We start from the raw sequence: 24,492 nt of genomic DNA, 5'->3' as shown, positions 1-24,492 counted from the left end.
ACTGTAAGATGTTCATCGAACACTCGGCAAGGGGCCGGACACCCCGGGTGTCCCGGTGAGCGCAAAGGTGCGGGGAGAAGGCATGCCGAAGCAGGCGGAGAGTGGCGGTCATCGTGCGGCGCCGGTCCACACGGACCCGGCGGAGGTCTCCCTGCTGACCGCGCTGTCCGCGGTCGCCGACCCCGTGCGCATCCAGCTGATCCGCGAACTGGCGGGCTCCGCGGCGTGGACGCGCAGTTGCGGCAGCTTCGACGTACCGGTGGGCAAGGCCGCGCTCAGCCACCACTTCACGGTCCTGCGCGGCGCCGGACTGGTCGAGCAGCGCGACGAGGGCCCGCGGCGGGTCAACCGGCTGCGCCGCGAGGAGTTCGACGCCCGCTTCCCCGGACTGCTCGCGCTGGTCCTCGGCGACGTCGCCGTGGACTGAACGACCGCCTCACGCACCGGCGTCGACATCACCGCCCCGGCCGGGCGCCCGGCCGGGGCGCGCCCGCTTCCGGCACCGGGCCGACGGCACATGAGGCCGCCGGTGCGTGCGAGAGGCGGTCGGGTCACTCGGCGGTGTCGGTGCCCTCCGCGTTCTCCCGCGCGGGCTCCTCCGGCACGGTGTAGAAGACGGACGAGCCCTGCTTGGAGCGGTGTGCGAAGTTCCGGGCGACGAGGTTCTCCAGGGTGGTGCGCACGACCTTGGTCTGGACCCCGCGGTCGGGATGTGCCCGGCCCAGCACCTCGGTGACCTCGGCGGCGGAGCGTGGTTCGCGCTGCTCGACCAGGTGCCGGCGGACGAGTTCGATGAGTGTGGGCTGAGCCGGCTCGGAAGTGGCCTTGGGGGCGGCCGGCTTCTTCGCCGCCGCCTTCCTGGCCGCCGGCTTCCCGGCCGCCGCCTTCTTGGCGGTCGCCTTCGTGGCCGCCTTCTTGGCCTCCGGCATGTCGGTCCGGAGTTTCTCGGTCCCGGTCTTGCCGGTCTCGGGGCGCCGCGCGCCGCCGCTCTTCTTCCTAGGGGAAGGCACGACCGCGCCACCGGTCTGCGCGGCGATACCGAGCGCCTGCTGCATGTTCAGCAGAATGCCGTGGTCGTGCTGCAGGGAGGCCAACTGCTCCTGCAGGGCCGCGATTTCGGCCGTGATCCGTTCCTGTTCCTTGAGGTTGTGCTCGAGGTCGTTGCTCACCTGGCTGACATATTGAGAGGCCAATTCGGTGACGGGTCCAGCGCTTTCCGGCATCTTTTCCTCCGCTCCGGATGGTGCGACACCTGGATGATACGGGCGGGTCGACCGGTTTTCACCGTTGCTGATGTGCGAACGGGAGACCGACACCTCGCTCCAGCCCTGGTACCCGGACCGTGGGCGCCGCCGACGGCACGGCCGCTGTGCCACCGCACACGCGGCGGATGTCTCTCCGCCGGGCGGCGGCACACAGCTCCGTGGGGGAGACCGGTTCCTGAGGCCAACGGCACAGGAGGACACGGACGATGGACCCTGATGTGCCGTACCCGCGCCCTCACCCGAGGACGAGCGGGAGCCTCCCGGCCGACGGGCCCAGTTCCGCCCGCTCGGCGGCGGTCGGGGCACGGCGTCCCGTGCCGATCCGCAGCGCGTCCTGGTCGGACCACGTGGCGGGGAAGGCGGCCCCGGCGATCTCCTCCAGCATCGCGCGCGAGCGGGCGAGTCCCTCGGCGGGCGGCCCCGGCGCACCCGGGAGGTGCGCGATCAGGTCCAGGTGGTGCAGGGTCCACTCCAGCACATAGGCGCAGAGGTAGTCGCCCGTGGTGAGGACCATCTCCTGGGTGCTGACCCGCTGTCCCGGATCGGCCAGCCCGGCCGCGCGGCCCACCGACGTCGTCCAGATGGAACTTGAGCAGTCGCGGTTCCTCGTACGCGGCGGCCAGCCGGACGGTCAGCGCGTCCAGCGGGTCGTCGCCGGCCGGCGGGGTGTCCGTGACGGCCCAGTAGGTGACCGCGTCGCGCGTCGGCTCCGCCGAGGTGGGGGTCACCAGGGTGATCAGCACGTCCTGGGCGTCGATGACCAGATGACACACCAGATCCCGGACGAGCCAGCCGGTGCAGCCGGACGGCCGTGCGAAGTCCTCGTCGGGGAGTTCGGCGACCGCCGTGCGCAGTGCCGCCCACGAGCGCGAGAAGAGATCCACGCCCGCAAGCTAACAGCGCCCGGCCGGACCCACGACCGATTTCCCCCGGCCCGGCGCGCTCGACGCCGGCCACGGGTGCAGACCGAGAGCCCCGGGCCCCGGCCGCTCGACGAGGGGGCCGGTGGGGACCGTGAGCCCCGGGCCCCGGCCGCTCGACGAGAGGGCCGGTGGGGACCGTGAGCCCCAGGCCCCGGCCGCCCGGCGAGGGGCCGGTGGGGACCGCGAGACCCCGGCCCGGCGCGGTCGGCGTCCGTCACCCGGAGGAGACCGCCGGCGCGACACCGAAGCCGATCAGCACGACGCCGGTGCCGCGGCCGAGAGCCCGGCGCACGCCCGGCCTCTCCAGCACCCGGCGGGCCTTCTCCGCCTGGTGCAACAGGGCCACGCCGCTGCCCCGTTGCCCGACCTCGTCCGGAACGGGCAGCCGCCGACGGTCGCGGTGCGGCAACTGCCCCGCGGCCGGCGCACCCGCCGCGTCTGCACCGCCGTACGCCGGGGGCCGCAGCCGGCACCCGGCCGTCACGGCATGCCGCGACGCCCTGCGCCGGGCGGCGACCGGCCTCACCGAGGCTCCCCGCGGCTGAGGGGCGGGCCGCACCTCCGATGACGTACGGCATGCCCGAGACGCCCTGACAGCAGCCTGCGGCGCCTGTGGCATGTCACATTCCGGCGGGCCCTCACGTCGTAGGGGGAAGGGATCGCCACCGGCGCCGGCCGTCACGCGATGCCTCACCCGGGCCCGAGGAGGAGCGACATGGCGACAGACCAGGCAGCACGGAACAAGGCGGTGTTCGGCCGTCTGCACGACGCGGTCGGCACCGGTGACATGGAGACCGTCTCGAAGACCATCGACGAGGTCGTCGATCCGGAGGTGGTCTTCCACACCCCGGTACCCATGGGGACGACCGGGGTGCGGGCGCTGAAGGACGTGTGGGAGGTGCTGCTCCGCGCGTTCCCCGACCTCCGGGTCGTCGTCGAGGACACCGTCGCGGAGGGGGACAAGGTCGTCTTCCGGAACACCGTCACCGGCACCCACCTGGGCGAGTACCGGGGCCTTCCGCCCACCGGCAGGTCCGTCAGGTACAGCGAGATCTTCGTCTTCCGCTTCGCGGCCGGCCGTATCGCCGAGGTGTGGGGTGTCGTAGACGTCCACGCGCAGCTGCGGCAGCTGGGTGTGCTGCCCGGCGGCCCGTCGTGACGGGCCGGCTCCGGCGCGGTCCCGGCGTCGCGCGCCGGTGTCAGTGCTCCTGCGGGCGGTCTCGCAGGGCCCGGGCGACGAGGTCGTGGACCAGGAATTCCCCGGGCCCACGGTTCTCCTTGAGACGGTCGAGGGTGCCGCGGCCGAACCAGCCGTAGGCCGAGTGCTTGGACCATTCCAGGGCGGGGCGGTCCAGGTCGCCTTCCACCTCGACGAGATAGTCGGCCTCGTGGCGGAGGCCGGCTCCGTCGTCCCCGTGCCAGGTCGCGATGCCCAGGAACCGCCGGACGCGGCGCAGGCGCCAGCCGGTCTCCTCCTCGATCTCCCGTGCCAGAGCCCCGAGGAGGGACTCTCCGGCCTCGACATGGCCGCCGACCACGTCCCAGGTGTCCGGGAAGAGGCGGCGGTGCGGGCCGCGCTTCTGGGCGAAGGCCTCGCCGTCGCGGTTGAGGATGACGGCACCGACGGTCCACAGCTCGCCGGGGGCGGGAACGGGCACCTCGACGTCGTGGTCCACGCTGAACGGCCGGTCGTGTGCGGGCATGACGGACAGCGTAGGCCCGGGTGCCCCTGCGCTCCCAGGGGGCGTGGATCCGGTGCCGTCGTCCCGCAACGTGACTGCGCCGGACGGGGAGTTCGACCCGCGTGCACGGCTCCCGGCGGGGTGCTCGTCCCGGCTCTCTTCCCCCGCCATGTCTGTCGGCGGTGGTCACCCGTATCTCCATCAACGTGCTGCGCTCGGCTCGTGTGCGGCGCGAGGAAGACGTCGGCCCGTGGTTCCCGGAACCGCTGCTCGCCGACCCCTACGAGGACCCGGAGCGGTCGGCGGAACTGGCCGACTCGCTGTCCATGGCGGCCCTGCTGCTGCTCGAACGGCTCAGCCCGCTGGAGCGGGCGGTGTTCGTGCTCCGGGAGGTGTTCGACTTCGGCTTTCCCGAGGTCGCCTCCGCGGTGGGGCGCTCGGAGGCGGCCTGCCCCCAGCTGGCGGTGCGGGCACGCCGGCATGTGAACGAGGGCCGGGCCCGGTTCGAGGCCGGCCTGCGTGAGCGCGAGGAACTGGCCATGCGGTTCTTCGGCGCCTTCCGGGAGGGGGACGTCGAGGGGCTGCGGGACCTGCCGGCCGCCGACGTGCAACTGGTCGCGGACAGCGGGGGCAAGGCGCCGCAGTGGGCGAGGGGCTTCTTCGGCGCCGACGCCGTGTCCCGGGTGCTCACCACCCTGCTGCCGCCGTTCGCCCGGATCGGCGGCCTCGTGGAACCACACCGGGTGAACGGCCGGCCGGGCGCCGTCTTCCGGGGCCGGGACGGCAGGGTCCTCAATACCTGGACCCTCGACATCCTCGACGGGCGGATCCAGACGATCCGCACGGTGAGCAACCCCGACAAGCTCGGCCATGTGGGCCCCGTCGCGGACGCCTGGGCCGTCCTGCGGGAGACGCAGCAGGCGCGCCGGGCCGCGGGCTGACGGCAGGGACGGGGAACGCGGCGGGCTCGCCCGGCCCCGGGCCGGCCGCGGGGCCCGGCCGGCTACCGCACGGCTGCGCGGGTCACGTACGAGAACGCTCAGGCACGAGGGAAGCGAACAGCCGTCATGCGCATCACCGTCTTCGGGGCCAACGGTCCCACGGGGCGGGCACTCGCCGCCGGACCCGGGGCACCGCGGTCAGCCGGTAGCCGCACACCTTCCGCTGCGTCACGAAAGGCTCCTGCGCGTGCCGTTCACCATACTGAACTCCGCACACATGGGTGTACAGGGTCGAGGGCGGTGTGCAAGGCTCGGTCAACTTCTCGGCGCAGTTGGAGGGTGAGTATGAGCGTTTCCCGGCGAGCGTTGCTGGCCACGGCGGCCGGCGCGGCGGCCGTGGGCGCGTCCGCGGTGCCGGCCGCGGGGGCGGTAGACCGGCAGGACGCGGGAGGCACCCTGCGGACACTCCGCGAGGCGGCGGACTACGCGGTGGGGAAGATCCGTTCCGTCGCGCCCGGCGTGACGGGATTCCCGGTCGGCACCCGGTTCGAGAAGTGGACGTACTCGCGCAACGGGGACTGGGTCGGCGGCTTCTGGCCCGGAACGCTGTGGATGGCGTGGCTGTACAGCGAGGACGACGCCTTCCGCACATGGGCCGTCGAGTCGGCCCGGAACCTCGCCCCGCGTCAGTACGACACGAGCACGCACGACCTCGGCTTCCTCTTCTACCCCTCCTGGGTCACCGCCTGGCGCCTGACCGGCGACGACGAGTGGCGGACGGGGGCGATACGGGCGGCGGACTCCCTGATCCGGCGGTACAACCCGCACGGCAGGTTCATCCGGGCATGGGGCGCGCTGACGGACACCGCCAACGCGGGCCGCGTCATCATGGACACGATGATGAACCTCGATCTGCTGGCGTTCGCGAGCCGGGAGACCGGCGACGGCACGTACCTTGACATCGCCGTGGAGCACGCGCGGACCGCCCAGCGTGTCTTCCCCCGCGCGGACGGATCGACCCCGCACGTGTTCGACTTCGATCCGGACACCGGCGCACCCGTCGGGCCGGGCACGGTGCAGGGCTACAGCCCCACCTCCTGCTGGTCGCGTGGACAGGCCTGGGGCATCTACGGGTTCACCACCATGTACCGCAGGACCGGAGACCCGGCATTCCGGGACACCGCGCGGAAGCTCGCCGACTTCGCCATCGGGGCCCTGAGCCCGGATCACGTCCCGGTCTGGGACTACCGCGCGCCGCAACAGCCGCACGACATCAAGGACGCCTCCGCCGGGGCCGTCATGGCGTGCGGTCTGCTCGACCTGCACGCGGCGACGGGCAGGCGCGCCTACCGGGACGTGGCGCTGCGCATGCTCACCGCACTGTCGCAGACATGTCTGACGAGGAACTCCTCCCGGGCCGACGCGGTCGTGGCCCGCTGCACCCGCAACCGCCCCGCCGAGGACGGGATCGAGATCTCGCTGCCCTACGCCGACTACTACCTGCTCGAAGGCATCCTCCGCGTGCTCCGGCCCGAGCGGGCCGACCGGGCGATCGACCTGTCCCAGCACGCGTGACGCCGGCGGACGTGCCCCGTCGCGGCCGACGGGGCACGTCCGCACGGGAGCCGGGTGGTGCGGCGGCCGCTCCCGGTGTCGTCGGTGACGAAGACATGAAGACATGCGGGGTGTTCACCCGACTCACGGAGACGCTCCGGACATCTGGACTAGGGTGGCGGCACTGCTCTTTCCGTCCGCCGAGCTGTTTTCCCCGGAATGGAGACGGCGTCGCATGAGCCGATACGCCCAGGTGGCCTTCACGCACCACGTCCGACGCGTCCAGGAAGAGCGGGGAAGCGCCTCCGCCATGGAGCGGCTGCTCGCCGGAAACGCCGGGCGCGCCGACCGCATGGGGGCCGTCGAGGCCGAATTCATCGCGGCCCGCGACGGGTTCTATCTGGCCACCGTGAGCGAAACGGGCTGGCCGTACATCCAGTTCCGCGGTGGTCCACCGGGATTCGTGCACGTCCTGGACGAGGCGACACTGGCCTTCCTCGACGTGCGCGGCAACCGCCAGTACATCACGGCCGGAAACCTCCGCGGAAACGACCGGGTGTCGCTGTTCTTCATGGATTACGCACGCCGCACCCGGCTGAAAGTGCTCGGCCGGGCCGAGCTCCGGGACCCCGGTGAATTCCCGGACCTGCGTGGCCGTTCGGGCGACACGCGCACGGAGGGACACGTGGAGTCGCTTCTGGTGGTGACGGTCGAGGGTTTCGCCTGGAACTGCGCCAAACACATCACCCCGCGGTTCTCCGAGGCCGAACTCGCGGGCACTCTGGACCGGGTGCACGAGCGCATCACGGAACTGGAGCAGGAGAACCGGGAATTACGTGCGCGGCTCGGGCTACGGGACTGATCCGCACCCCGAGCCGCGACGGCAGTCCCCGCTTCGCCGCGCCGCCGGCCGGCCCCGGTCAGCCGGCCGAGGCCAGCCGCTCCTCGGCCAGGGAGGCGAGGAGCCGGGCGCCGTCGCCCAGCACCTCGTTGCCGAAGACAGCGTCGGGGCTGTGGTTGAAGCTCGCCTTCGCCGGGTCGCGGTCGGGCGGGCAGGCGCCGAGGAAGAGCAGGGCCCCCGGCACCTCGTTCAGGACGAAGGAGAAGTCCTCCGAGGGACTCAGCGCGTTCGCCGACCAGACGAGCCGGCCCGGACCCAGCACCCTCTCGACCGTGCCGGCCGCGAAGTCCGCCTCGGCCGGGTCGACGACCGTGACCGGATAGTCCATCGCGTGATCCACCGTCACCGTGACCCCGTGGGCCGCGGCGACGCCCTCCAGCACCTGGGTCACCCCGCCGAGGACCTTCGCCTTGGCCGCCGGTCCGAAGGTCCGGATGCCGATCTTCAACTCCGCCTCGTCCGGGATGACATTGGCCGCGGTGCCGGCGTGGATGCTGCCGACCGACAGCAGCACCGGGTCGAAGGGGTCGAAGCCCCGGCTCGCGAACGTCTGCAGCGCCAGGGTCATCTCACACGCGGCCGGTACCGGGTCCTTGAGAAGGTGCGGCTGGGAGTCGTGGCCGCCCTGGCCCCGGACGGTCACGTTCAGGACATCGCCTCCCGCCAGCAGCGGGCCCTTGCGGGTCAGCAGCCATCCGGACGGCAGCATCGAGGAGGCCACATGCACCGCGTACGCCGCGACCGGGCGCCGTCCGGCCGCGTCCAGCACCCCCTCCTCGATCATCAGCCGCGCACCGTGATGTCCCTCCTCACCCGGCTGGAACATGAACACCACGTCACCGTGGAGCCCGTCCCGCCCCCGGGTGAGCAGCCGGGCCGCGCCCACCAGCATGACCGTGTGCAGGTCGTGCCCGCAGGCGTGCATGCGGCCCTCGGCCTCGGAGGCGTAGGGGACACCGCTCGTCTCCGTCAGGGGCAGGGCGTCCATGTCGGCGCGCAGCAGCACGACGGGGCGGTCGCCGTCCGGCGCGTCCGCGCTCCCGCCGCGCAGCACCGCCGTCACGGAGGACAGACCGGTGCCCGTCGTGATCTCCAGGGGCAGCCCGTCGAGCGCCGCGAGCACCTTGGCCTGGGTCCGCGGGAGTTCCAGACCGAGTTCCGGCTGCCGGTGGAGGTCCTCACGCAGCCGTACCAGGTCCTCCACCAGGCCCGGATCGAGCTCCCGGCCGGTCACTTGACCGCCGTGATGATGCCGTGCGGGGTGATGGCCTCGGTGCAGCGGGTGCGCCGGACCCGGTCGAACCCGACTTCCTTGAGCGACTTCTCGTAGCCCTCCCAGGAGTAGAGCATCCCGCCCTCACCCGCCACGGCCGCGAAGAACGGGCTGGCCAGGGCGGCCATCAGCGGACCGTCGTAGTCGTCCTCGGACATGGAGTTCAGGATCAGCACCCGGCCGCCCTCCGGCAGCGCGGAGTGCCCGTGGCCCAGCAGTACCCGGATGCGGTCCTGCGGCCAGATCTGCAGCTGGTGCACGTACATCACCGTGTCGTGCCCCTCGGGGTAGTCGCCCGCGAAGATGTCCCCCTCGACGACCTTCACCCGGTCGCCGAGCCCCGCCTCCTCGACCCGCTTGCGCGCGAGGTCGACCACCTTCGGGATCTCCAGGACCGTGACCTCCACGTCCGGGTGGGCACCGGCCACCGCGATGGCCATCGTCGCGTCCCCGCCGCCGACGTCGAGGATGCGCCGGGAGGAGCTGAAGTCGCCGTACCTGATCAGGTGCTTGCTCGCCACGGCCGACCAGGTGCCCATGAAGTGGTAGAAGACCTTGAGCAGTTCGGGATCCTCGCTGAGCCGGTGGTAGACCGTGGCGCCGTCACCCGGGTAGCGCCGCAGCCCGATGTTGCTGTCGGCCCGCAGCGACTCGGTGAAGTCGACGAGGCCCGGATAGGTGACGTAGGCCTCGAACCCGACGACCGCCTTGACGAGTTCCCAGTGTCCGCCGGTGAACAGGTCGGAGATCGCCTTGGCGTTGACGTACCCGTCGTCGGTGCGCTCGACCAGCCGCAGCGAGGTCACGCCGAGCAGCAGGATGTCCAAGGGCCGTTCCGCGAGGCCCAGTTCGGCGCCGATCCGGTCACGAGGGGTGCCCGGGCTGCGCTCCAGCAGGTCGAAGAGGCCGAGTTCGACCCCGGCGCGCGTGAACTGGAAGGCGTTGTGCCCGAGCAGGACGGTGGTCAGGGCGTCCGGGACGACGCTCCCGGGCTGGGGCTGTACCTCGGTCATGGTTCTTCTCCCTGGGATGCGAGGGTCTCGATCAGGTCGTCGAGAGTGAGCGACTGCATGCCGGAGGCGGCTGTGGAACCGGGGCCCGCCGGCGGACCGGGAGCGGCGACGGCGACCGCGCCGAGCACCTCGGACGGCACGTCGGACAGGTCGTACAGGAGGTGCGGGCCGAGCCGGTACGGCCGGTCCCGGCGAGCGGGGTGCGGCGGCAGGTGCGAGAGGTCCAGGCCTGCCATCGCGGGCAGCCCCCGCGCGGTCAGCTTGACCAGGGCCTCCTTCCGTACCCAGGTACGGAGGAACGCGGAGCGCGGAGCGGGGGAGCCGCGGATGCGGTCGGTCTCGCCGCGGGTCAGGAAGTGCCCGAACCCCCGGAGGTCCGGGGTGCCGCCGCGGGCGCCCGGCCCGGGCAGCCGCTCGATGTCGATGCCGACGGGCCGGTCGGCGGCCGAGGCCGCCACCACCCCGTCCCCGTACGAGAAGCTGACCCGGCACCGGACGTCCCTGACGTGCGGCCGGCCGTGCGGCCCCGCACAGCCCGGGCAGCGCTGCTCCAGCACGACGTCCCGGACCGGGCGGCCGGTCCGCCGCGCCACGCACAGCCGGGCCAGGACGCGCGCGGCAAGGAAGTCGGCCCGCGCCCGGCCGGTGCGCGCTGCGGCGAGACGGCCGCGCTCCGCGGCGGTCAGGACCGACGCGTCGGCACCCGGCAGGGCCAGGAGCCGCTCCGTCGCCACGACCGCGACCGTCAGGGCCGCCGGCACGGGTTCCTCACTTCCTGCGCTGGCTGTAGACGACACCGGCGAGCGACAGCGCGCCGCCCACCACCGCCAGCCACGGCGGTGTCTCGTCGAGGATCAGCCAGGCCAGGGTCACCGCGATCGGCGGGGAGAGATAGGTGAGCGCCCCCATCTTCCCCGCGGTGGAACGGGCCAGCGCGTAGCCCCACGTGGTGAAGGCGACCGAGGTGGGGAAGACACCGAGGTACAGCGTCCAGCCGATCGACTTGCCGCTCGCGTGCGAGAGGTTGTCGATCAGCTGGGGCAGGAACGGCAGGCAGAGCACGGCACCGACGACACAGGCCAGCCAGGTGATCACGAGTGCCGAACTGTTGCCCAGCAGCGGCTTCTCGGTGACGACGCCGCCCGCGTACGCGGCGGCGGCCAGCAGCGCCAGCGCGCTGCCCGTACCGGCCTCCAGGCCCTTGCTGGAGGTCGCGAAGCCGATCAGCACCACCCCGGCCAGCGCGACGACACCACCGACGACCAGCGGGCGCGGGAAGCCCTCTTTGAGCAGGAGGCCGGCCAGCACGGCGATCAGCACCGGCCCCAGACTGATGATCATGGACGTGGTGCCGGCGTCGATGCGCTGCTCGGCGGCGTTGAGCGCGACGTTGTACACGCCGAACCACAGCAGACCGCACAGGAAGAGCCGCGGCAGGTCGGCGCGGGGCGGCAGCGGAACCTTGCGGATCAGCACGACGGCGCCCAGCAGCACCGCGCCGATGAACAGGCGCGCCAGGGTCAGGGCGCCGGGATCGAGGTCCTCACCGGCCGCCCGGATGCCGATGAACGCCGAGGCCCACAGGAAGACGGTGAGCAGCCCCGCCGCCACCGCGAGGGGTGGGGTGCCCGAGGACGGGGTGGGAGTCTCCGGTGAAGCGGTCCCCTGATTGGCTTGCGCAGAGGTCACGGATGTTCACTTCCTTGTCGGTCTACGGGGACGGTTCGCTCGGCTGCGTCCAGGGCCGCCGCCAGCCGCTGGGCGACCTGGGCGACATGGGGCGGGCGGAGCAGGGTGAAGTGGTTGCCGGGGAGCGCCGCCTCCTCACGGACGCCGCCCCGGGTCTGCCGTGCCCAGGAGGCGCGGAGTTCACGGAGCCGGTCGCGGGCCCACCAGAGCGTGAGCGGGGCGTCGACGACCGACGGCCGATGGGTGAGCACCAGGCGCTCGTGCCGCTCGGCGAGTTCCGCCTGCCGTCGCAGGGCATCGGACGGCCGTATCTGTGCGCCGCGCTCCTCCGCCCAGCCGATCAGCAGCTTCAGCCGCTCCTCCAGGGGCAGTCCGCGCAGCCGCTCGCGGAGTGCCGCCGTGTTCCCGGCGGTGACGTCCAGCCCGGGCAGCGAGTCCGCCAGGGCGACGGCCGGTGCGAGCAGCGGGTCGGATTCGCCCGCGCCGGGGACGGCGGAGTCGAGCAGCGCGACCAGGGCGACCCGTTCGCCCGCGGCCTCGAGACCGGCCGCCACCTCGACCGCCAGGGCGCCGCCCATGGACCAGCCCGCGAGGAGGTAGGGCCCGGCCGGCCGGCGCTCCCGGACGACGTCCACGTACCGGGCGGCCAGGGCGGCGAGACTGTCCGCCTCGGCCTCGCCGGACAGCGCGCGGGACCGGATGCCCAGCACCTCCCGGCCCTCGGGCAGCAGCGAGACCAGCTCCCGGTACGCCATCACGTCACCGCCCGCGGGGTGCAGCAGGAAGAGCGGCGCGGGTGTGACCGGCGCACGGAGCGACACGATCGGCGAGTGCGCGGAGCCCGCCGAGACCAGCTCCGCGAACCGGGCCACCGTGGGAGCCTCGAAGAGGGCCGTGAGGGGCAGCCGTACCCCGAAACGGCGGGCCACCGCCGCCATGAGGCGCGCCGCGAGCAGTGAGTGACCACCGAGCTCGAAGAAGTCGTCGTCGAGCCCGATCGAGTCCGGCTCGCACCCGAGCAGTCCGGCCCACAGCCCGGTCACGGTGCGCTGGAGCGCGGTTTGTGCCGGGCCGGCCGGGGCGACGGCGGCCGACGCCGGTCCGGGCAGCGGCAGTGCCGCCCGGTCGAGCTTGCCGTTGGCGGTGACGGGCAGGGTGGCCAGGGGGACGAAGACGGGCGGCACCATGTGGTCCGGCAGGGCGCGTTCCAGGAAGGCGCGCAGCTCCCGCGGCCCGGGCGGCTCGGTACCGGCAACCGGTACGACGTACGCCACCAGACGGTCCTGCGCCAGGCGCACCGCGGCGGCCTGCACGGACGGGTGCGCGGCCAGCCGTGCCTCGATCTCCCCGAGCTCGACGCGGTGGCCGCGCAGCTTGACCTGGCCGTCGGCGCGGCCGATGAACTCGAAGGCGCCGTCGGGCCGTTGCCGTACCAGATCGCCGGTCCGGTACAGCCGTCCACCGGGCCGGCGCGGATCGGGCACGAACCGTTCGGCGGTCAGTTCGTCGCGGCCCCGGTACCCGGTCGCGACCTGGACCCCGCCGATGTGCAGCTCCCCCGTGAGGCCGGGCGGCAGCGGGGCCAGCCGGTCGTCGAGCACGTCGAGCGTGGTGTTGGCCACCGGGCGGCCGATGGGCACGGGGCCGGATGCGTCCTCGGGGCGGCACCGCCACGCCGACACGTCCACGGAGGCCTCGGTGGGGCCGTACAGGTTGTGCAGCTCGACGGCCGGCGGGGTGAACACCCGGAAGAACCGCCGGACGAGGTCCGGTGACAGCGCCTCGCCGCTGGCGACCACCCGGCGGAGCGAACCGCAGCCGGCGGCCGCCGGGTCGGTGAGGAAGACGCGCAGCATCGACGGGACGAAGTGCACGGTCGTCACCGACTCGCGACGGATCACCTCGGCCAGGTAGCCCGGGTCCCGGTGGCCTCCGGGGCGGGCCACGACGAGCCGCGCACCGGTCATGAGCGGCCAGAAGAACTCCCATACGGACACGTCGAACGTGAACGGCGTCTTCTGCAGGACCGTGTCGGCCGCGGTGAGGCCGTACGCCTCCTGCATCCACAGGAGGCGGTTGCATATGCCCCGGTGGGTCAGCTGGACGCACTTGGGTGTGCCCGTGGAGCCCGATGTGTAGATGAGATAGGCGGATTGGCCGGGGGCCACGGCCACCTCGGGCGCCACGCCGTCCGGTTCCGGCTCCGCCGGCGCGGCGGCGTCGACCCGCAGGACCGGGACGCCGCCCGGGACGTCGTCGGCCGGCCCGCCGGTGAGCACCAGCTCGGTGCCGGAGTCCGCGAGCATGAACGCCGTGCGCTCGGCCGGGGCGGCCGGATCGAGCGGGAGATAGGCGCCGCCCGCCTTGAGCACCGCGAGCAGGGCGACGACCAGCTCCAGGGAACGTTCCATGAGCACGGCCACCGTCGCGCCGGGCGTAAGGCGGTCGTCCCCGACCGTCCGGCGGATGCGCCGGGCCAGTCGGCCGGCCGCCGTGTCCAGCTCCGCGTACGTGAGGGCGCGGTCCTCGAAGACGACGGCGGTCGCGTCGGGGGTACGGCGTGCCTGCCGCTCGACGTGCGCGTGCAGCGGTGTGCCGAGGTCGTAGGAGCGGGCCGTGTCGTTCCAGGAGTCGAGCTGTTTCAGCTCCTCGTCCGACAGCATCGGCGGGGCCGAGACCGGCTGGTCGGGACGGGCCAGGAGGGCGTCGAGCAGGGCGAGGTAGTGGCCGGTGGTGCGTTCCCGGTGGGTCTCGTCGAAGCAGGCGGTGTTGAAGTCGAAGTCGAGCACGAAGCGGGGCGGGGCGGCGGGGCCCCGGCGCAGCTCGCGGACCTGCAGGGTGAGCCGGTCGGGGGAGTGCCCGGTGTCGAGGAGGTCGAAGCCGACCGTGCCGCCGAAGCCTTCGAACACGGCGTTCTGATAGTTGAGGTAGACGTCGTAGAGGCGGGCGCCGGCCCGGTGCCGGGGCACGTGGTCCTGGTGGCGGGCGGCCTCCAGGAAGGACCGCTGTGTCTCCCGGGCGAGCAGCCGGAGCGGGGTGTCGCCGGTGACCCGCAGCTGCAGCGGCAGCACGTTCATGAACAGGCCTGCCGTGCCGCGGAACTCGGCCGGCCGGTTGGCGAACGGTGTGCCCACCCGCAGGAGTTCGCCGCCCCCGACGCGATGGAGGTAGGCGAAGAGGGCGGTGGCGAACGCGACGGCGGGCGAGGCGTGGCCCTCCTCGCGGGCGAACCCGGCCAGCCGGGCGCTGCGTTCGGGCCCGAGGTCGAGGGAGAGCCGGGCGGTGCGGGTGGTGCCCGCCACGTCGTCCTCCCGGCCGTAGAAGGCCAGTCGCTCGACCGGTTCGGCCAGCGTGGCGCGCCAGTGGCGTTCCGCCCTGGCCCGGCGCCCGGAGCCGCTCGGCGACCGCTCGTGGTCGACGTACGCCTGGAACGGCGGCAGCGGCACGGCATCGGCGAGGCTGCCCCGCCGGTCCAGGTCGTAGTACTCGGACAGGGTGCGCAGGAACAGGGACATCGACCAGGCGTCGCAGACCAGGTGGTCCACGTTCAGATACCAGGCGAACGTGCTGTCGCCCAGCCGGAGCAGGGCGGTGTCGAAGACCTCGCGCCCCGCGTCGAGCCCCGGCCCGCTGCGCCGCCGTGCCCAGTGCAGGGCGGCCTCGGGGGGATCCGGTTCCCCGCTGAGATCCACCAGGGGCACCGGCGCCGGCACCGACTCGGCCACCCGCCGCACCGGGATGCCGTCCACCTCGTGGAAGGTGCTGCGCAGCGCGTCGCTGTGGTCCACCAGCTTCTGGAAGGCACGCTGGAAGCGGTCGTGGTCGAGCGACGCCGTGATGGTGTAGAGAGCGGTGACGTTCTCGTAGTACAGCCGTACGTCCCCGGCCGTCCTCTTGCCGAACCAGAGCGCTAGTTGACTGTCCGTCAGATTAGTCTCGGGGGCCGGCCCGCCGGTCACGGCGATCGCGTCCGGGGAGCGGACGGCCTGGCGGACCACCTCCTGGAACTCCGCGGCCCACCGGGAGACGGTGCCGGCGTCGAACAGATCGGTGCGGTACTCGAAGCAGCCGAGCAGCTCGCCGTCCTGCTCGCGCAGGTGCAGGCTGAGTTCGAGGGGCGACACCCCGATGCCGAAGTCGTCCGGGGCGGCCGGTGTGACGGTCAGCCGCCCCGCGCGCCGGTCCCCGGCGACGCCGGGCTGCAGCGAGAAGGCGGTCTGGCGCAGCAGCGTGCGGCCGGGCAGCCGGGGCGGGTTCGTCTCCCGCACGATGTCCCCGAACGGCAGATCGTGCGCCAGCGCACCGCCGAGCACCTCGCCGGCGTGCCGGGCCGTGTCCGCGAACGTCCAGCCCGGGCGGAGCCGCAACCGCAACGGCAGGGTGTTCACGAAGAATCCGATCAGCGCCTCCTCGCCGGCGCTCCGGCGCTCGTCCACGGGGGTGCCGACGACGAGATCCCATTGGCCGGTGACCCGGTGCAGGGTGACGGCGTACGCGGCGAGCAGCAGGGCGTACACGGTGGAACGGTCACGGCCAGCCGCCGCGCGCAGCTCCCGGTGGAGGGCGGCGGGAATCCGGAAGCCGTGCCGGGCGCCCTGGATCGTCTCGCGCGCGGGCCGCGGGCGGTCGGCGGGGAGTTCGAGGACCGGCAGGCCGCCGGAGAGCTCGCCGCGCCAGTACGCGACCGAACGGCCGCGGTCCCCGTCATCGGGGCGCCGCTGACCGGCCGGAAGGGCGGGCGGAGGCGGCAGGGGGGACGGACGCCCCTGGGAGAGGGCCTCGTAGAGCGTGACGAGTTCCGAGGTGAACACGCCCATCGACCAGCCGTCGCAGACCAGGTGGTGCGCGACGACGGTCAGGACATGCCGTTCGGCCGTCCACCGGTGGAGGGCGAAGCGGACGAGCGGGGCCAGGTGCAGCTCGAACGGGCGCTTGCCGTGCTCCGCGTGCAGGGCCCGCGCCCGGCGCTCCCGCTCCTCGGGCGGCAGCTCCCCGAGGTCCACCAGGGGGAGTTCGACGGGCCGGGGCGCGACGACGTGCCGGACGGGGCGGCCGTCCCGCTCGTGGAAGGCGGTACGCAGCGACTCGTGCCGCGCCGTGATCTCGGTCAGGGCGGTGCGCAGGACGCCGACGTCGAGCGGCCCCCGCAGGTGCAGGGCGGCGGAGAGGTGGTGGGCCGGGCCGGCGGGGTCCAGGCGCTGGAGCAGCCACAGCCGTTGCTGGGCGTCGGAGACGGCGGCGGGTTCGGCCGGCCGCGCGTCGGTCGCGGCCGCCCGCTGCCGCAGCCGGGCCATGACCTGTGCGCGCTCCGGCCCGGACAGCTCCGCCAGGCGCCCCAGCAGATCGCTCACGAAGCCGCCTCCGCCACCCGGTCGAAGATGTCGTCGGTGTTCGCGTGCGTCTCCAGAAGGGCCGCGATCCACCGTTCCAGACCGAAGGCGACACATCCGGTGCAGGCCGGTCCGCCGTCGGCCAGGGAAATGCCGCACCGCTCCCCGAAGAAGTTGCGGTGGAAGTTCAGGGACCCGATGGCCAGGTTCCCCCCGTGCACGAACTCCTCCTTGACCGGGAAGAGCTGCGCCATCAGGGCCCGCCCGCCGCCCTTCTCGAAGAACGGGTCGGACGCCGGCCGGACCGCCAGGTCGAGCCCCAGCCGGGCCGCGAACCGAACCACCTTCGGCCGGAACGCGGCCAGCTGGTCCAGGACCGCCTCCCTGGACCCCAGGAACACGATCTCCCGCATGGTGAAGCCGTGCAGCCGGCGCAGCCCGTCGTAGTGGTCCTCGTTGCGGAAGCACTTGGCGACGGTGGTGACACTGCGGGGCCCGGCGAGGGTGGCGGACCGGTGGTGCAGGTAGACGTTGTAGCAGGCCGCGGAGACCAGCCCGTACCCGCTGTCGCCGAGCCGGTCGGCGGGCAGCGCCGCGCCGGCCTCCGGGCGCTCGGCCGGCAGCTTCAACGGGGCCGTCATCAGCGCGAGCTGGGGGAAGTTGTCGAAGTAGTCGATCGAGGTCAGGTCGGCCGTGCTGATGACCGTGGGAAAGGCCATCGCCGTGGCGCCGCACTCCCGGGCCCAGCCCTGGAAACGCCCGTCCAGCAGGTCCATGAGCCGGACGAGTTCCGGGCCGAGCGCGACGAGTCCGCCGCGCGCCGTGTAGAGGTCACTCATGGCTCACCGCGTCCGCGCCGGGGGAGGCCGCCAGGACCCTGTCGCGTATGCCGCGCAGGGTCCGGAACGCGACGACGTTCTCCGGGGTCAGCTCCAGCTCCCGGCCGGCCAGCTCCTCCAGCAGGAGCAGCAGCTGGGGGAAGTCGAGGGAGTCGATGAGACGGCTGTCGATGAGGTCCTCGTCCCAGCCGATCGCGGACACCTCCGGATTCCGTGCCAGCAGCCACGACCGCACCTGCTCGATCACGTCCGCACCCATCAGGTCACCGCCTCCCGGAACGGAGAACCGGTGATGATCTCCTGGCTGACCAGGAACCGGATGACGCGCTTGAAGAACGTCTCGTGGTGGGCGACGCGTGCCGGGTCCCGCAGCAGCTCCTCGCGGAAGGCGAACGCCTCGGGGATCCCCGCGTCCCGGTACGCCGTCGGGTTGTAGAGCGACTGCACGCTGGCGGTGATGTAGCGCCGGAGATACAGGTCGAGACGCTCGCGCAGCTCCCGGTCGCCGCGCTCCCGCAGGGGTTCGTACAGCAGGCCCACGAGTTTGCGGCCCATGATGATGTGCCGCCACTCGTCGTCGTGATGCACCTGGTTCACCTCCCTGATCAGGGGGTGCAGCAGGGCGTCGCGGCCCATCCGGATGTTGAAGTGGTCGACCAGCTCCTCGAAGACGAGAATGCGGGCGAAGACGAGGAAGTTGGCGACCGCGGCGTCCTCCTCGGCCGTGGCGACGGGGAGCGACTTGTCCGGGTAGATCTTGCCGCCGTAGCGCAGACAGAACTGCGCGAAGAACCACATGTGTCCGTTCTCCTCGCCGAGGAAGCGGTGGAAGAACTCGGAGGGCAGCTCGAAACCCCGGGTGTGGATCCGCCGGGTCACCTCGATGAGCAACTCGCGTATGCCGTGGATGTTGAGGCTGAAGAAGTTGACGCTCTCCCACTTGCTCAGCCGCATGAGCACTTTCTCGTCCAGCTCCCGCGCGTGCCGCGTCCCGGCCACGGTGAGCAGGTCGGGTGTCATCCACCACTGCTCCTCGGCGAGCTCGTCGACCCAGTCGAAGCGCGTATAGGGGCTGTAGTGGTGGTCGGTTGAGTCGGCGACCAGTTTGTCCAGCGTTTCCACCACGTCCGTGGTATCCATGTGCTCCCCTGCCGGGATCGGCGTGCGTCGGGACGGTGGGCCTTGTGTCGAAGGCGTTCGGTGCTCGCGTCGTTCAGCCGTTGTCGCTCCGCGCGATCAGTCCGGCCACCTGCTCGTCGTCGACGGTGAGCGGTCGGCTCTCCAGCAGTTCGGCGAGCTTCGCGACCGTCGACGCCTGGAAGAGGTCGCCCGTCGTGACGCGCACCGGCAACTCCGCCTCGATGCGCACGGCGAGCTGGGAGAGGAGGAGCGACTGCGCGCCGGAGGCGAAGAAGTCGTCGTGGACGCCGACCTCGGGCTGTCCGAGCAACTCCGCCCAGATGCGCGCCACCAGCGACTCCAGGGGCGTACGGGGAGGAACGGCGGACCGCGCGCCGGGTGCCGCCGCGCCGTCGGGGCGCCAGCCACCGAGGCGCGTCAGGGCTCCGGACAGAAACGCCTCCCGCGTCGCGCGCCGCTGGATCTTGCCGCTGGAGGTCTTGGGGACGGTCCGGGCCGGTATGAGCACCAGTTCATGGAGGTCGGCCTCGCACTCCTCACGCACCGCCCGGCGGGCGGCGAGGGCGACGGCGTCGGTGTCCGCCCCGTCCGCGACCTCGAACACCAGGACCAGCCGCTCCTCGCCGTCCACGGGCACGGTGAAGGCCGCGCCGCAACCGGGCCGCAGCGCGGGGTGGCCCCGCTCGGCGGCGCTTTCCACGTCGTGCGGATACACGTTGCGGCCACGGAGGATGAGCAGGTCCTTCAGCCGGCCCGTGACCACGAGCGCGCCCTCCTCGTCCAGCGCGCCCAGGTCACCGGTGCGCAGGTAGGGGCCCCGGCCGTCCGGCAGTACGGCTCCGAGGAGCGCCGCGGTCTCGGTGGGGCGGCCCCAGTAGCCCGCGCAGACGCTGGGACCGGACACCCAGATCTCCCCGACCTGCCCGGCCGCCGCCGGTGCCAGTGTGGCGGTGTCGACCACGACGACGGACTGGTCTCCGCGAGCCGTCCCGCAGGCGATCCTGGAGACGCCCTCGACCGGGAAGCGGCGCACGCTCTCGCCGACCGGGTCGGCGGTCACCAGCAGGGTGGCCTCCGCCAGGCCGTAGCTGGGGCGGAAGGTGCCGAGGCCGAAGCCCACGGAGGCGAACCGCCGCGTGAACCGCTCGACCGTCTCCGCGCGCACCGGCTCCGCGCCGTTCACGGCCGCACGCCAGGAGGAGAGATCGAGCGACGCCCGCTGCTCGCCGTCGATCTTTCGCAGGCACAGTTCGTATCCAAAATTCGGAGAAGGGCTGATCGTCCCCCGGTGCGCGGAGATGGCTTTCAGCCATCGGAACGGCTTCTGGAGGAAATGCAACGGGGACATGAGAACGCCTGGAAAACCGCCGTAAAGAGGCTCCAGTATGGCCCCGATAAGACCCATGTCGTGATACGGGGGAAGCCAGCTGACCATGACGTCCTGACTGGCTCCGGCAAACGACCGGCAGATGGCCCGCAGATTGTGCGTGAGGTTCGCGTGCGTCAGCATGACGCCGCGCGGAAGACGGGTCGAGCCGGAGGTGTACTGGAGAAAGGCGAGATCCTTCGGCGCCGCGGTGACCGGGCCGGGCGCGATCGGCGCGCCGGCCCGCCCGGCACCCGTCTGTGGAGCGTCGGTCGCGATCCACGCGAGGGGCGCGTCGAGCCCCGACTGTGCGAGCGGCAGCAGATCCTTCGTGGTCAGGGCGATGCTCGCCCCCGCGTCGGTGACGATGGCGTCCAGCCGGCCGAGGCTGCGCGCGTCCTGCGGCGGGTAGGCCGGTACGGCGACGACGCCCGCGAGCAGACACCCGAAGAACGCGGTGATGTAGTCGAGGCCCGGCGGGAAGAGGAGCAGCGCCCGCTCGCCGCGCTCGTGCCCCGCGGCCAGGGCGTCCGCCACGCCGGTTGCCGCGGCGTACAGCTGCCGGTAGTCGATCCTGCGTTCGTCGTCCTCGCCGTCGGCGAGAAATACGTAAGCGGTGCCGTGGGGATTTTCTAATGCTCTGTCCCGGAGTATATGAACAAGAGTAGGAGGCGTCGGCGACGGGATTGCGGGCATACTGACCGCCCCTCCGGACGTGATAAGGCCGCTATTGCTCAGCTACCTGCTGGCCGCACGAGGGGCCACACTAAAACCAGGTCCAGGCCACGTCAATCGCGTGGCCGGAGCAGCGAAGAACGGTCGCCGATATTCTGCCACCGGAGCCGGTGCGGAGATCTTGCTGGAACATTGCCCGAATGTTTCGGGGCCCGCGGACGGAGGCCGCGCCGCCTCGGTCGGCGTCCACCGGGTGCGGGGTGTGCGCAGTATCGTTCCCGCAGGCAGGGCCGACCATCTGGGTCCCGGACGCGGTTCCCGCTGCGGTCTCCTCGCCGCCGGCGTACGCTCCGGCGGAGCTCAGGTGTGGAACGGCCGGGCCTGCCGACCCGATTCCGGGTCATGTCTGAAAGACGACAGGAGACGCAAGGGCTTTGGTCCCATGTCCGGATGTGGGGCACCTGCCCTCTGTGGACATGGGCGTCCGGCCGGTGCCGGCCACGCCGGGGGCAGGACGCGTGAATGCCGGCGGCGGGCCGCGTGTCAGGGCCACACCGTCCTGCCGTCGCGGACCACCAGGGGCTCGAACCGGTGCGACTCGCAGAACCTGATCCAGCCCAGGCGCACCTCACCGGTGGCGGCACGGTGCCGGTCGTGCGCCTTCGTGGCCAGCCGGCCGAGCAGCTCGCCCGTGCGGTCGAACTCGTCGGGGTGGACCTCCTGCCGGACGGTCAGGGCCCATGCGCCGTGCCGGGCGTCCTCCGGGCGCAGCAGTACGGAGACGAGCGCACCGTCCACCTTCCACGCCTCGCCGCGTCGGCCCAGCAGCGGCACGGGCTCGTCGGCCACGACGGTTTCGCCGTCGTCGTCCACGAGCACGACCGGGAACGCGGGCACGATCCGCAGCCGCTCCGGCTCGGGGCCCGACCCGAGATGCCACCGGAGCTCCGCGAGTTCCTCCTCCGAGAGCTCCTCGCGCAGATTGAGGGCGAGGGAGAGTTCGTAGATGTCCGCCATGGCGGCAAGTTATCGCCCAGGTACGACAACTCCCCCCACGCTGTCGCCCGGACGGCGGCGGGAGGCGACCGCGGACCCTACAGGCCGCCGTGCTCGCACACCCGGCGGGCGACGTCCCGCAGCTTGATGTTCCTTTCCTGCGAGTAGCGGCGCAGTACGTCGAAGGCCTCGTCTTCGGTGAGGTTGTGGCCGCCCATCAGGATGCCCATGGCCTCGCCGATCGTGTGGCGGGTGGCGACGGCCTGCTGCATCTGGGCATGGGTGCGCGCGCTGGAGAACGCCACCGCGGCGTGTGAGGCCAGCAGCCAGCCTGCGGTCTCACTGACGTCGGTGAACGCACCGGCTCGGTGCGAGTAGAGGTTCAGCGCGCCGAGGTCCTCGTCCTCGGTGAACAGCAGAAACCCCATCATGCTGCCCACCCCCAGCTCCCGGGCCTGCGGAGCGAAAGCGGGCCAGCGGGGCTGTGCGGCCGTGAAGTCGGCGATCCGGAACACCCGCTCGCCCGCCCGGGTACGCGCGGCGTCGAAGCAGGGCCCCTCCCGCAGCCGCTCCTGCAGCCGGTCACTGTCGACGACGAGCTGCTCGGTGGGGGCCAGGGACTGCACCGACACCCCGCGGAGGACCAGGATGCCGGCCGCGTCGCATCCCTCCACCAGCGTGATCGCCGATGCGGTGATGCTCTTGAGCGTGTCGTCGACCGAGGTCTGTGCCAGCAGCGATCGCGCCATGGAAGCCATCTGCTGCGCGAACTCACGCCAGTCCATCAAGTGCTCCGTTCGCCCGCCCGGATGTCCTCCTGCCACACTCTCACGCCGCGCACGGGCCGGTGGCCGAGGATGGGGCGGGTCACAGGGGCATCGGTGTCGGCGACGCGGCGGCAAGGTGGCGGATGGCGGATGGCGGGAGGGGGTGGGGCGTGACAGTGAGGTGGGCAGCAGCGCGGCGGGCCGTGGCAGGGAGGTGGGCGGCAAGGAGGTAGGGCGGGGGCAGGGGGGCGGCAGGGCGGCGGATGACGTCAGGGTGGCCGGCGGTGGGTGGCGGCGGGGCGCTGGGCGCTGGGCGGTGGGTGGCGGCAACACGGCGGGCGGTCAGGGGCGGTGGCGGGGCCTTGGGCACTCAGCTCGCGCAGCCGGATGCCGGTGGGCGGTCGGTCAGGCGGTCGGATACCGGGGCCGGTGGGCGGTTCGGGAGCGGGGCTGGTCCGCCGGGCGGTCAGCGGGCCTGGCCGGTTCGTGTGCCGTTGGTTCATGCTGGCCCCTGCCCGCTTCGGCCCTGCCACAGGAGTCACCCATGTCCAAGCCCCGCTTCGCGGTCCTCGGCGCCGGCAGCATCGGCTGCCACCTCGGCGGTCACCTCGCCGCCGCCGGGCACGACGTGGCTTTCATCGGCCGGTCCGCCGCGATGGACGTGCTGCGCGAGCGGGGACTGACGCTGACCACCTCCTCCCGGCCGCCGGTCCACCTCCCCGCCGACCGGCTCACCGCGGCCACCGGACCCGAAGCCGCGGCCGGCGCCGACTATGTGCTGGTCACCGTGAAGTCCGCCGGCACCGAGGCCGCCGCCCAGGACCTCGCCCCCCATCTCGCCCCCGGCGCCGTCGTGGTCAGCTTCCAGAACGGACTGCACAACCCCGCCGTCCTGCGCGGCGCGCTGCCCGGCCACACCGTGCTGGCCGGGATGGTGCCGTACAACGTGGTGCGGTCCGAGCCCGGCATCGTGCACCAGGGCATGCCGGGCAGGCTCATGACCGAGCCCGACGACACGCTCGGCGCCGCCTTCCGCGAGGCGGGCCTCGCCATCGAGGCCCGCACCGACATGTCCGAGGTGCAGCACGCCAAGCTGCTGATGAACCTCAACAACGCGATCAACGCCCTCTCGGGGCTGCCCTTGCGCGATCAGCTCGGCCGACGGGCGTACCGCCGCTGTCTCGCCCTCTGCCAGCGCGAGGCCCTCACCGCCTACCGCGCCGCCGGGGTCGTACCCGCCCGCCTCGGCCCCACCGCGCCCGGCCTCACCCCGTATGTGCTGGGGCTGCCCGACGCCCTCTTCCGGCGGGTGGCGGCAGCGGCCCTCCGCATCGACGCCCATGCGCGCTCCTCGATGTGGGAGGACCTCCAGCGCTCCCGGCCCACGGAGATCGATTCACTGCAGGGTGAGATCGTCGCCCTCGCCGCCGCCCATGGACTCACCGCCCCCGCGAACGCGCATCTGGTGACCCTGGTGCGCGAGGCGGAGTCGGCGCCGCGCACCTGGAGCGGTCCGGAGCTCCACGCCGAGCTGCGCGCGGCGCGCTGACCACTTTCCGGAGGCCGTGACTCCGGTCGCGGCAGCGCCGCCGGGCGTGCGGAGACAGCGAGCCGCGCGGCCGCGCCCGGTCATATCACCCGTTCGGCTCCGTGTGGGTCCCTCTGTGCGGGGCACCCGCTGTGCTGGGCCTTGGGAGTGCCCTGAGTGGCGGATGCCGCGGCCGGACCCCGGATCCGGCCGCGGCATCCGGCGTGCCGAGGCCGAGCGGCGACCAGGCCCGTCGTCCTGGTGTCACTCCGTCCGCCCGCCCGTCCGGACCTGACTCCGTCCGCCCGCCCCGATGCCGCTCCGCCCGCCCCTCCAGGCCTCGTTCCGTCCACCCGTCCCGGTCCCGCCTCGCGAAGGCCCGCCCGTACGAGCGGCTCCAGTGGCACACCGCCGCACGAGGGTGCGCGACCGTCACCGTCACGGCACCGGCGCGGCCGCGCTCCACTGTGCCGCGAGCACGTCGTCCCCCCGGGACCCCTTACCGGCGTCAGGGGCCCTGGGGGCCGTAGGGGTGTCTTGCGTCATCACCGCCTGCCTAGCCTCCGACAACGGAGGGGAAGCGGACCGGAAACCGTCCGGAGGCGATCCG

General features: G+C 72.8%; 19 protein-coding genes and 2 pseudogenes. 6 read left to right on the top strand and 15 right to left on the bottom strand.

Translation table 11 applies throughout. From position 1 onward, the window contains the following. The first annotated feature begins 82 nt into the window (after positions 1-82). Positions 83-427, top strand: coding sequence for an ArsR/SmtB family transcription factor (locus FHS34_RS31855; protein ID WP_184971925.1), 345 nt, complete (start codon positions 83-85; stop codon positions 425-427). A gap of 124 nt (positions 428-551) precedes the next feature. Here the strand turns inward: FHS34_RS31855 and FHS34_RS31850 are convergent, their stop codons facing one another. The 3 genes and pseudogenes from FHS34_RS31850 to FHS34_RS31840 all read right to left on the bottom strand — a co-directional run bounded on the left by FHS34_RS31850 (position 552) and on the right by FHS34_RS31840 (position 2,714). Next, entirely contained in the window at positions 552-1,223 is a 672-nt protein-coding gene (locus tag FHS34_RS31850; protein WP_184971923.1) for a hypothetical protein, read from the bottom strand. A 277-nt stretch (positions 1,224-1,500) separates the two neighbouring features. Then, positions 1,501-2,149 (bottom strand): annotated as a pseudogene (locus FHS34_RS31845) (maleylpyruvate isomerase N-terminal domain-containing protein). A gap of 253 nt (positions 2,150-2,402) precedes the next feature. After that, entirely contained in the window at positions 2,403-2,714 is a 312-nt protein-coding gene (locus FHS34_RS31840) for a hypothetical protein (RefSeq protein ID WP_184971921.1), read from the bottom strand. A gap of 189 nt (positions 2,715-2,903) precedes the next feature. On the opposite strand from FHS34_RS31840, the gene FHS34_RS31835 reads away from it, so the two are divergent. Then, positions 2,904-3,347, top strand: a complete 444-nt coding sequence (locus tag FHS34_RS31835; RefSeq protein ID WP_184971919.1) for an ester cyclase — start codon at positions 2,904-2,906, stop codon at positions 3,345-3,347. Positions 3,348-3,387: 40 nt separating this feature from the next. Here FHS34_RS31835 and FHS34_RS31830 read toward each other — a convergent pair whose 3' ends face one another. Next, on the bottom strand, positions 3,388-3,891 hold the full coding sequence (locus tag FHS34_RS31830; protein WP_184971917.1) for an NUDIX hydrolase: 504 nt from the start codon (positions 3,889-3,891) through the stop codon (positions 3,388-3,390). Positions 3,892-4,043: 152 nt separating this feature from the next. On the opposite strand from FHS34_RS31830, the pseudogene FHS34_RS31825 reads away from it, so the two are divergent. From FHS34_RS31825 to FHS34_RS31815, 3 genes and pseudogenes are all read left to right on the top strand, one after another. Then, positions 4,044-4,811 (top strand): annotated as a pseudogene (locus tag FHS34_RS31825) (sigma factor-like helix-turn-helix DNA-binding protein); the annotation flags it as partial. A 345-nt stretch (positions 4,812-5,156) separates the two neighbouring features. Then, positions 5,157-6,386, top strand: coding sequence for a glycoside hydrolase family 88 protein (locus tag FHS34_RS31820; RefSeq protein ID WP_184971915.1), 1,230 nt, complete (start codon positions 5,157-5,159; stop codon positions 6,384-6,386). A gap of 214 nt (positions 6,387-6,600) precedes the next feature. After that, positions 6,601-7,227, top strand: coding sequence for a pyridoxamine 5'-phosphate oxidase family protein (locus FHS34_RS31815; RefSeq protein ID WP_184971913.1), 627 nt, complete (start codon positions 6,601-6,603; stop codon positions 7,225-7,227). A 58-nt stretch (positions 7,228-7,285) separates the two neighbouring features. On the opposite strand, the gene FHS34_RS31810 is transcribed toward FHS34_RS31815, so the two are convergent. The 11 genes from FHS34_RS31810 to FHS34_RS31760 form a co-directional block, all read right to left on the bottom strand. Beyond that, positions 7,286-8,500 carry a M20 metallopeptidase family protein gene (locus tag FHS34_RS31810; protein WP_184971911.1) on the bottom strand — a complete coding sequence of 405 codons (1,215 nt, stop codon included), beginning with the start codon at positions 8,498-8,500 and terminating at the stop codon, positions 7,286-7,288. Then, on the bottom strand, positions 8,497-9,552 hold the full coding sequence (locus tag FHS34_RS31805) for a methyltransferase (protein ID WP_184971909.1): 1,056 nt from the start codon (positions 9,550-9,552) through the stop codon (positions 8,497-8,499). The genes FHS34_RS31810 and FHS34_RS31805 overlap by 4 nt, the downstream gene beginning before the upstream one ends. Continuing rightward, the gene (locus tag FHS34_RS42830) at positions 9,549-10,313 is read right to left on the bottom strand and encodes a 4'-phosphopantetheinyl transferase family protein (protein ID WP_184971907.1); all 765 of its coding nucleotides are present in this window, start codon (positions 10,311-10,313) and stop codon (positions 9,549-9,551) included. The genes FHS34_RS31805 and FHS34_RS42830 overlap by 4 nt, the downstream gene beginning before the upstream one ends. Positions 10,314-10,320: 7 nt before the next feature. Beyond that, positions 10,321-11,241 (bottom strand): DMT family transporter, encoded by a 921-nt coding sequence (locus FHS34_RS31795; protein ID WP_184971905.1) that lies wholly within the window; start codon positions 11,239-11,241, stop codon positions 10,321-10,323. Next, positions 11,238-16,592 carry a non-ribosomal peptide synthetase gene (locus tag FHS34_RS31790; protein WP_184971902.1) on the bottom strand — a complete coding sequence of 1,785 codons (5,355 nt, stop codon included), beginning with the start codon at positions 16,590-16,592 and terminating at the stop codon, positions 11,238-11,240. The genes FHS34_RS31795 and FHS34_RS31790 overlap by 4 nt, the downstream gene beginning before the upstream one ends. Then, positions 16,589-17,410 (bottom strand): class-II aminoacyl-tRNA synthetase family protein, encoded by an 822-nt coding sequence (locus tag FHS34_RS31785; protein WP_184971899.1) that lies wholly within the window; start codon positions 17,408-17,410, stop codon positions 16,589-16,591. Before FHS34_RS31785 ends, FHS34_RS31790 begins: the two co-directional genes overlap by 4 nt. After that, entirely contained in the window at positions 17,403-17,669 is a 267-nt protein-coding gene (locus FHS34_RS31780; protein ID WP_184971897.1) for an acyl carrier protein, read from the bottom strand. Before FHS34_RS31780 ends, FHS34_RS31785 begins: the two co-directional genes overlap by 8 nt. Then, positions 17,669-18,550: a diiron oxygenase gene (locus FHS34_RS31775; RefSeq protein WP_184971896.1), complete on the bottom strand. Its 882-nt coding sequence runs from the start codon at positions 18,548-18,550 to the stop codon at positions 17,669-17,671. The genes FHS34_RS31780 and FHS34_RS31775 overlap by 1 nt, the downstream gene beginning before the upstream one ends. A gap of 73 nt (positions 18,551-18,623) precedes the next feature. After that, positions 18,624-20,612, bottom strand: a complete 1,989-nt coding sequence (locus tag FHS34_RS31770) for an AMP-binding protein (protein ID WP_184971893.1) — start codon at positions 20,610-20,612, stop codon at positions 18,624-18,626. 522 nt (positions 20,613-21,134) lie between these two features. After that, positions 21,135-21,608, bottom strand: coding sequence for a hypothetical protein (locus tag FHS34_RS31765; protein WP_184971891.1), 474 nt, complete (start codon positions 21,606-21,608; stop codon positions 21,135-21,137). Positions 21,609-21,685: 77 nt separating this feature from the next. Then, entirely contained in the window at positions 21,686-22,372 is a 687-nt protein-coding gene (locus FHS34_RS31760) for a GAF and ANTAR domain-containing protein (protein WP_184971889.1), read from the bottom strand. 526 nt (positions 22,373-22,898) lie between these two features. Here FHS34_RS31760 and FHS34_RS31755 point away from each other — a divergent pair. After that, positions 22,899-23,903 carry a 2-dehydropantoate 2-reductase gene (locus tag FHS34_RS31755; protein ID WP_184971887.1) on the top strand — a complete coding sequence of 335 codons (1,005 nt, stop codon included), beginning with the start codon at positions 22,899-22,901 and terminating at the stop codon, positions 23,901-23,903. The last annotated feature ends 589 nt before the right edge of the window (positions 23,904-24,492 follow it).

Source organism: Streptomyces echinatus (genome assembly GCF_014203595.1).
GTDB lineage: Bacteria > Actinomycetota > Actinomycetes > Streptomycetales > Streptomycetaceae > Streptomyces > Streptomyces echinatus.
This window is presented reverse-complemented; position numbering and strand designations above follow the sequence as displayed.

What these genes read in the sequence shown, in the direction of transcription:
- FHS34_RS31805 (WP_184971909.1), bottom strand. Translation starts at nt 9,552, where the DNA reads ATGACCGAGGTACAGCCCCAGCCCGGGAGCGTCGTCCCGGACGCCCTG.
- FHS34_RS31835 (WP_184971919.1), top strand. Translation starts at nt 2,904, where the DNA reads ATGGCGACAGACCAGGCAGCACGGAACAAGGCGGTGTTCGGCCGTCTG.
- FHS34_RS31850 (WP_184971923.1), bottom strand. Translation starts at nt 1,223, where the DNA reads ATGCCGGAAAGCGCTGGACCCGTCACCGAATTGGCCTCTCAATATGTC.
- FHS34_RS31830 (WP_184971917.1), bottom strand. Translation starts at nt 3,891, where the DNA reads ATGCCCGCACACGACCGGCCGTTCAGCGTGGACCACGACGTCGAGGTG.
- FHS34_RS31770 (WP_184971893.1), bottom strand. Translation starts at nt 20,612, where the DNA reads ATGCCCGCAATCCCGTCGCCGACGCCTCCTACTCTTGTTCATATACTC.
- FHS34_RS31775 (WP_184971896.1), bottom strand. Translation starts at nt 18,550, where the DNA reads ATGGATACCACGGACGTGGTGGAAACGCTGGACAAACTGGTCGCCGAC.
- FHS34_RS31820 (WP_184971915.1), top strand. Translation starts at nt 5,157, where the DNA reads ATGAGCGTTTCCCGGCGAGCGTTGCTGGCCACGGCGGCCGGCGCGGCG.
- FHS34_RS31785 (WP_184971899.1), bottom strand. Translation starts at nt 17,410, where the DNA reads ATGAGTGACCTCTACACGGCGCGCGGCGGACTCGTCGCGCTCGGCCCG.
- FHS34_RS31815 (WP_184971913.1), top strand. Translation starts at nt 6,601, where the DNA reads ATGAGCCGATACGCCCAGGTGGCCTTCACGCACCACGTCCGACGCGTC.
- FHS34_RS31765 (WP_184971891.1), bottom strand. Translation starts at nt 21,608, where the DNA reads ATGGCGGACATCTACGAACTCTCCCTCGCCCTCAATCTGCGCGAGGAG.
- FHS34_RS31755 (WP_184971887.1), top strand. Translation starts at nt 22,899, where the DNA reads ATGTCCAAGCCCCGCTTCGCGGTCCTCGGCGCCGGCAGCATCGGCTGC.
- FHS34_RS31855 (WP_184971925.1), top strand. Translation starts at nt 83, where the DNA reads ATGCCGAAGCAGGCGGAGAGTGGCGGTCATCGTGCGGCGCCGGTCCAC.
- FHS34_RS31760 (WP_184971889.1), bottom strand. Translation starts at nt 22,372, where the DNA reads ATGGACTGGCGTGAGTTCGCGCAGCAGATGGCTTCCATGGCGCGATCG.
- FHS34_RS31780 (WP_184971897.1), bottom strand. Translation starts at nt 17,669, where the DNA reads ATGGGTGCGGACGTGATCGAGCAGGTGCGGTCGTGGCTGCTGGCACGG.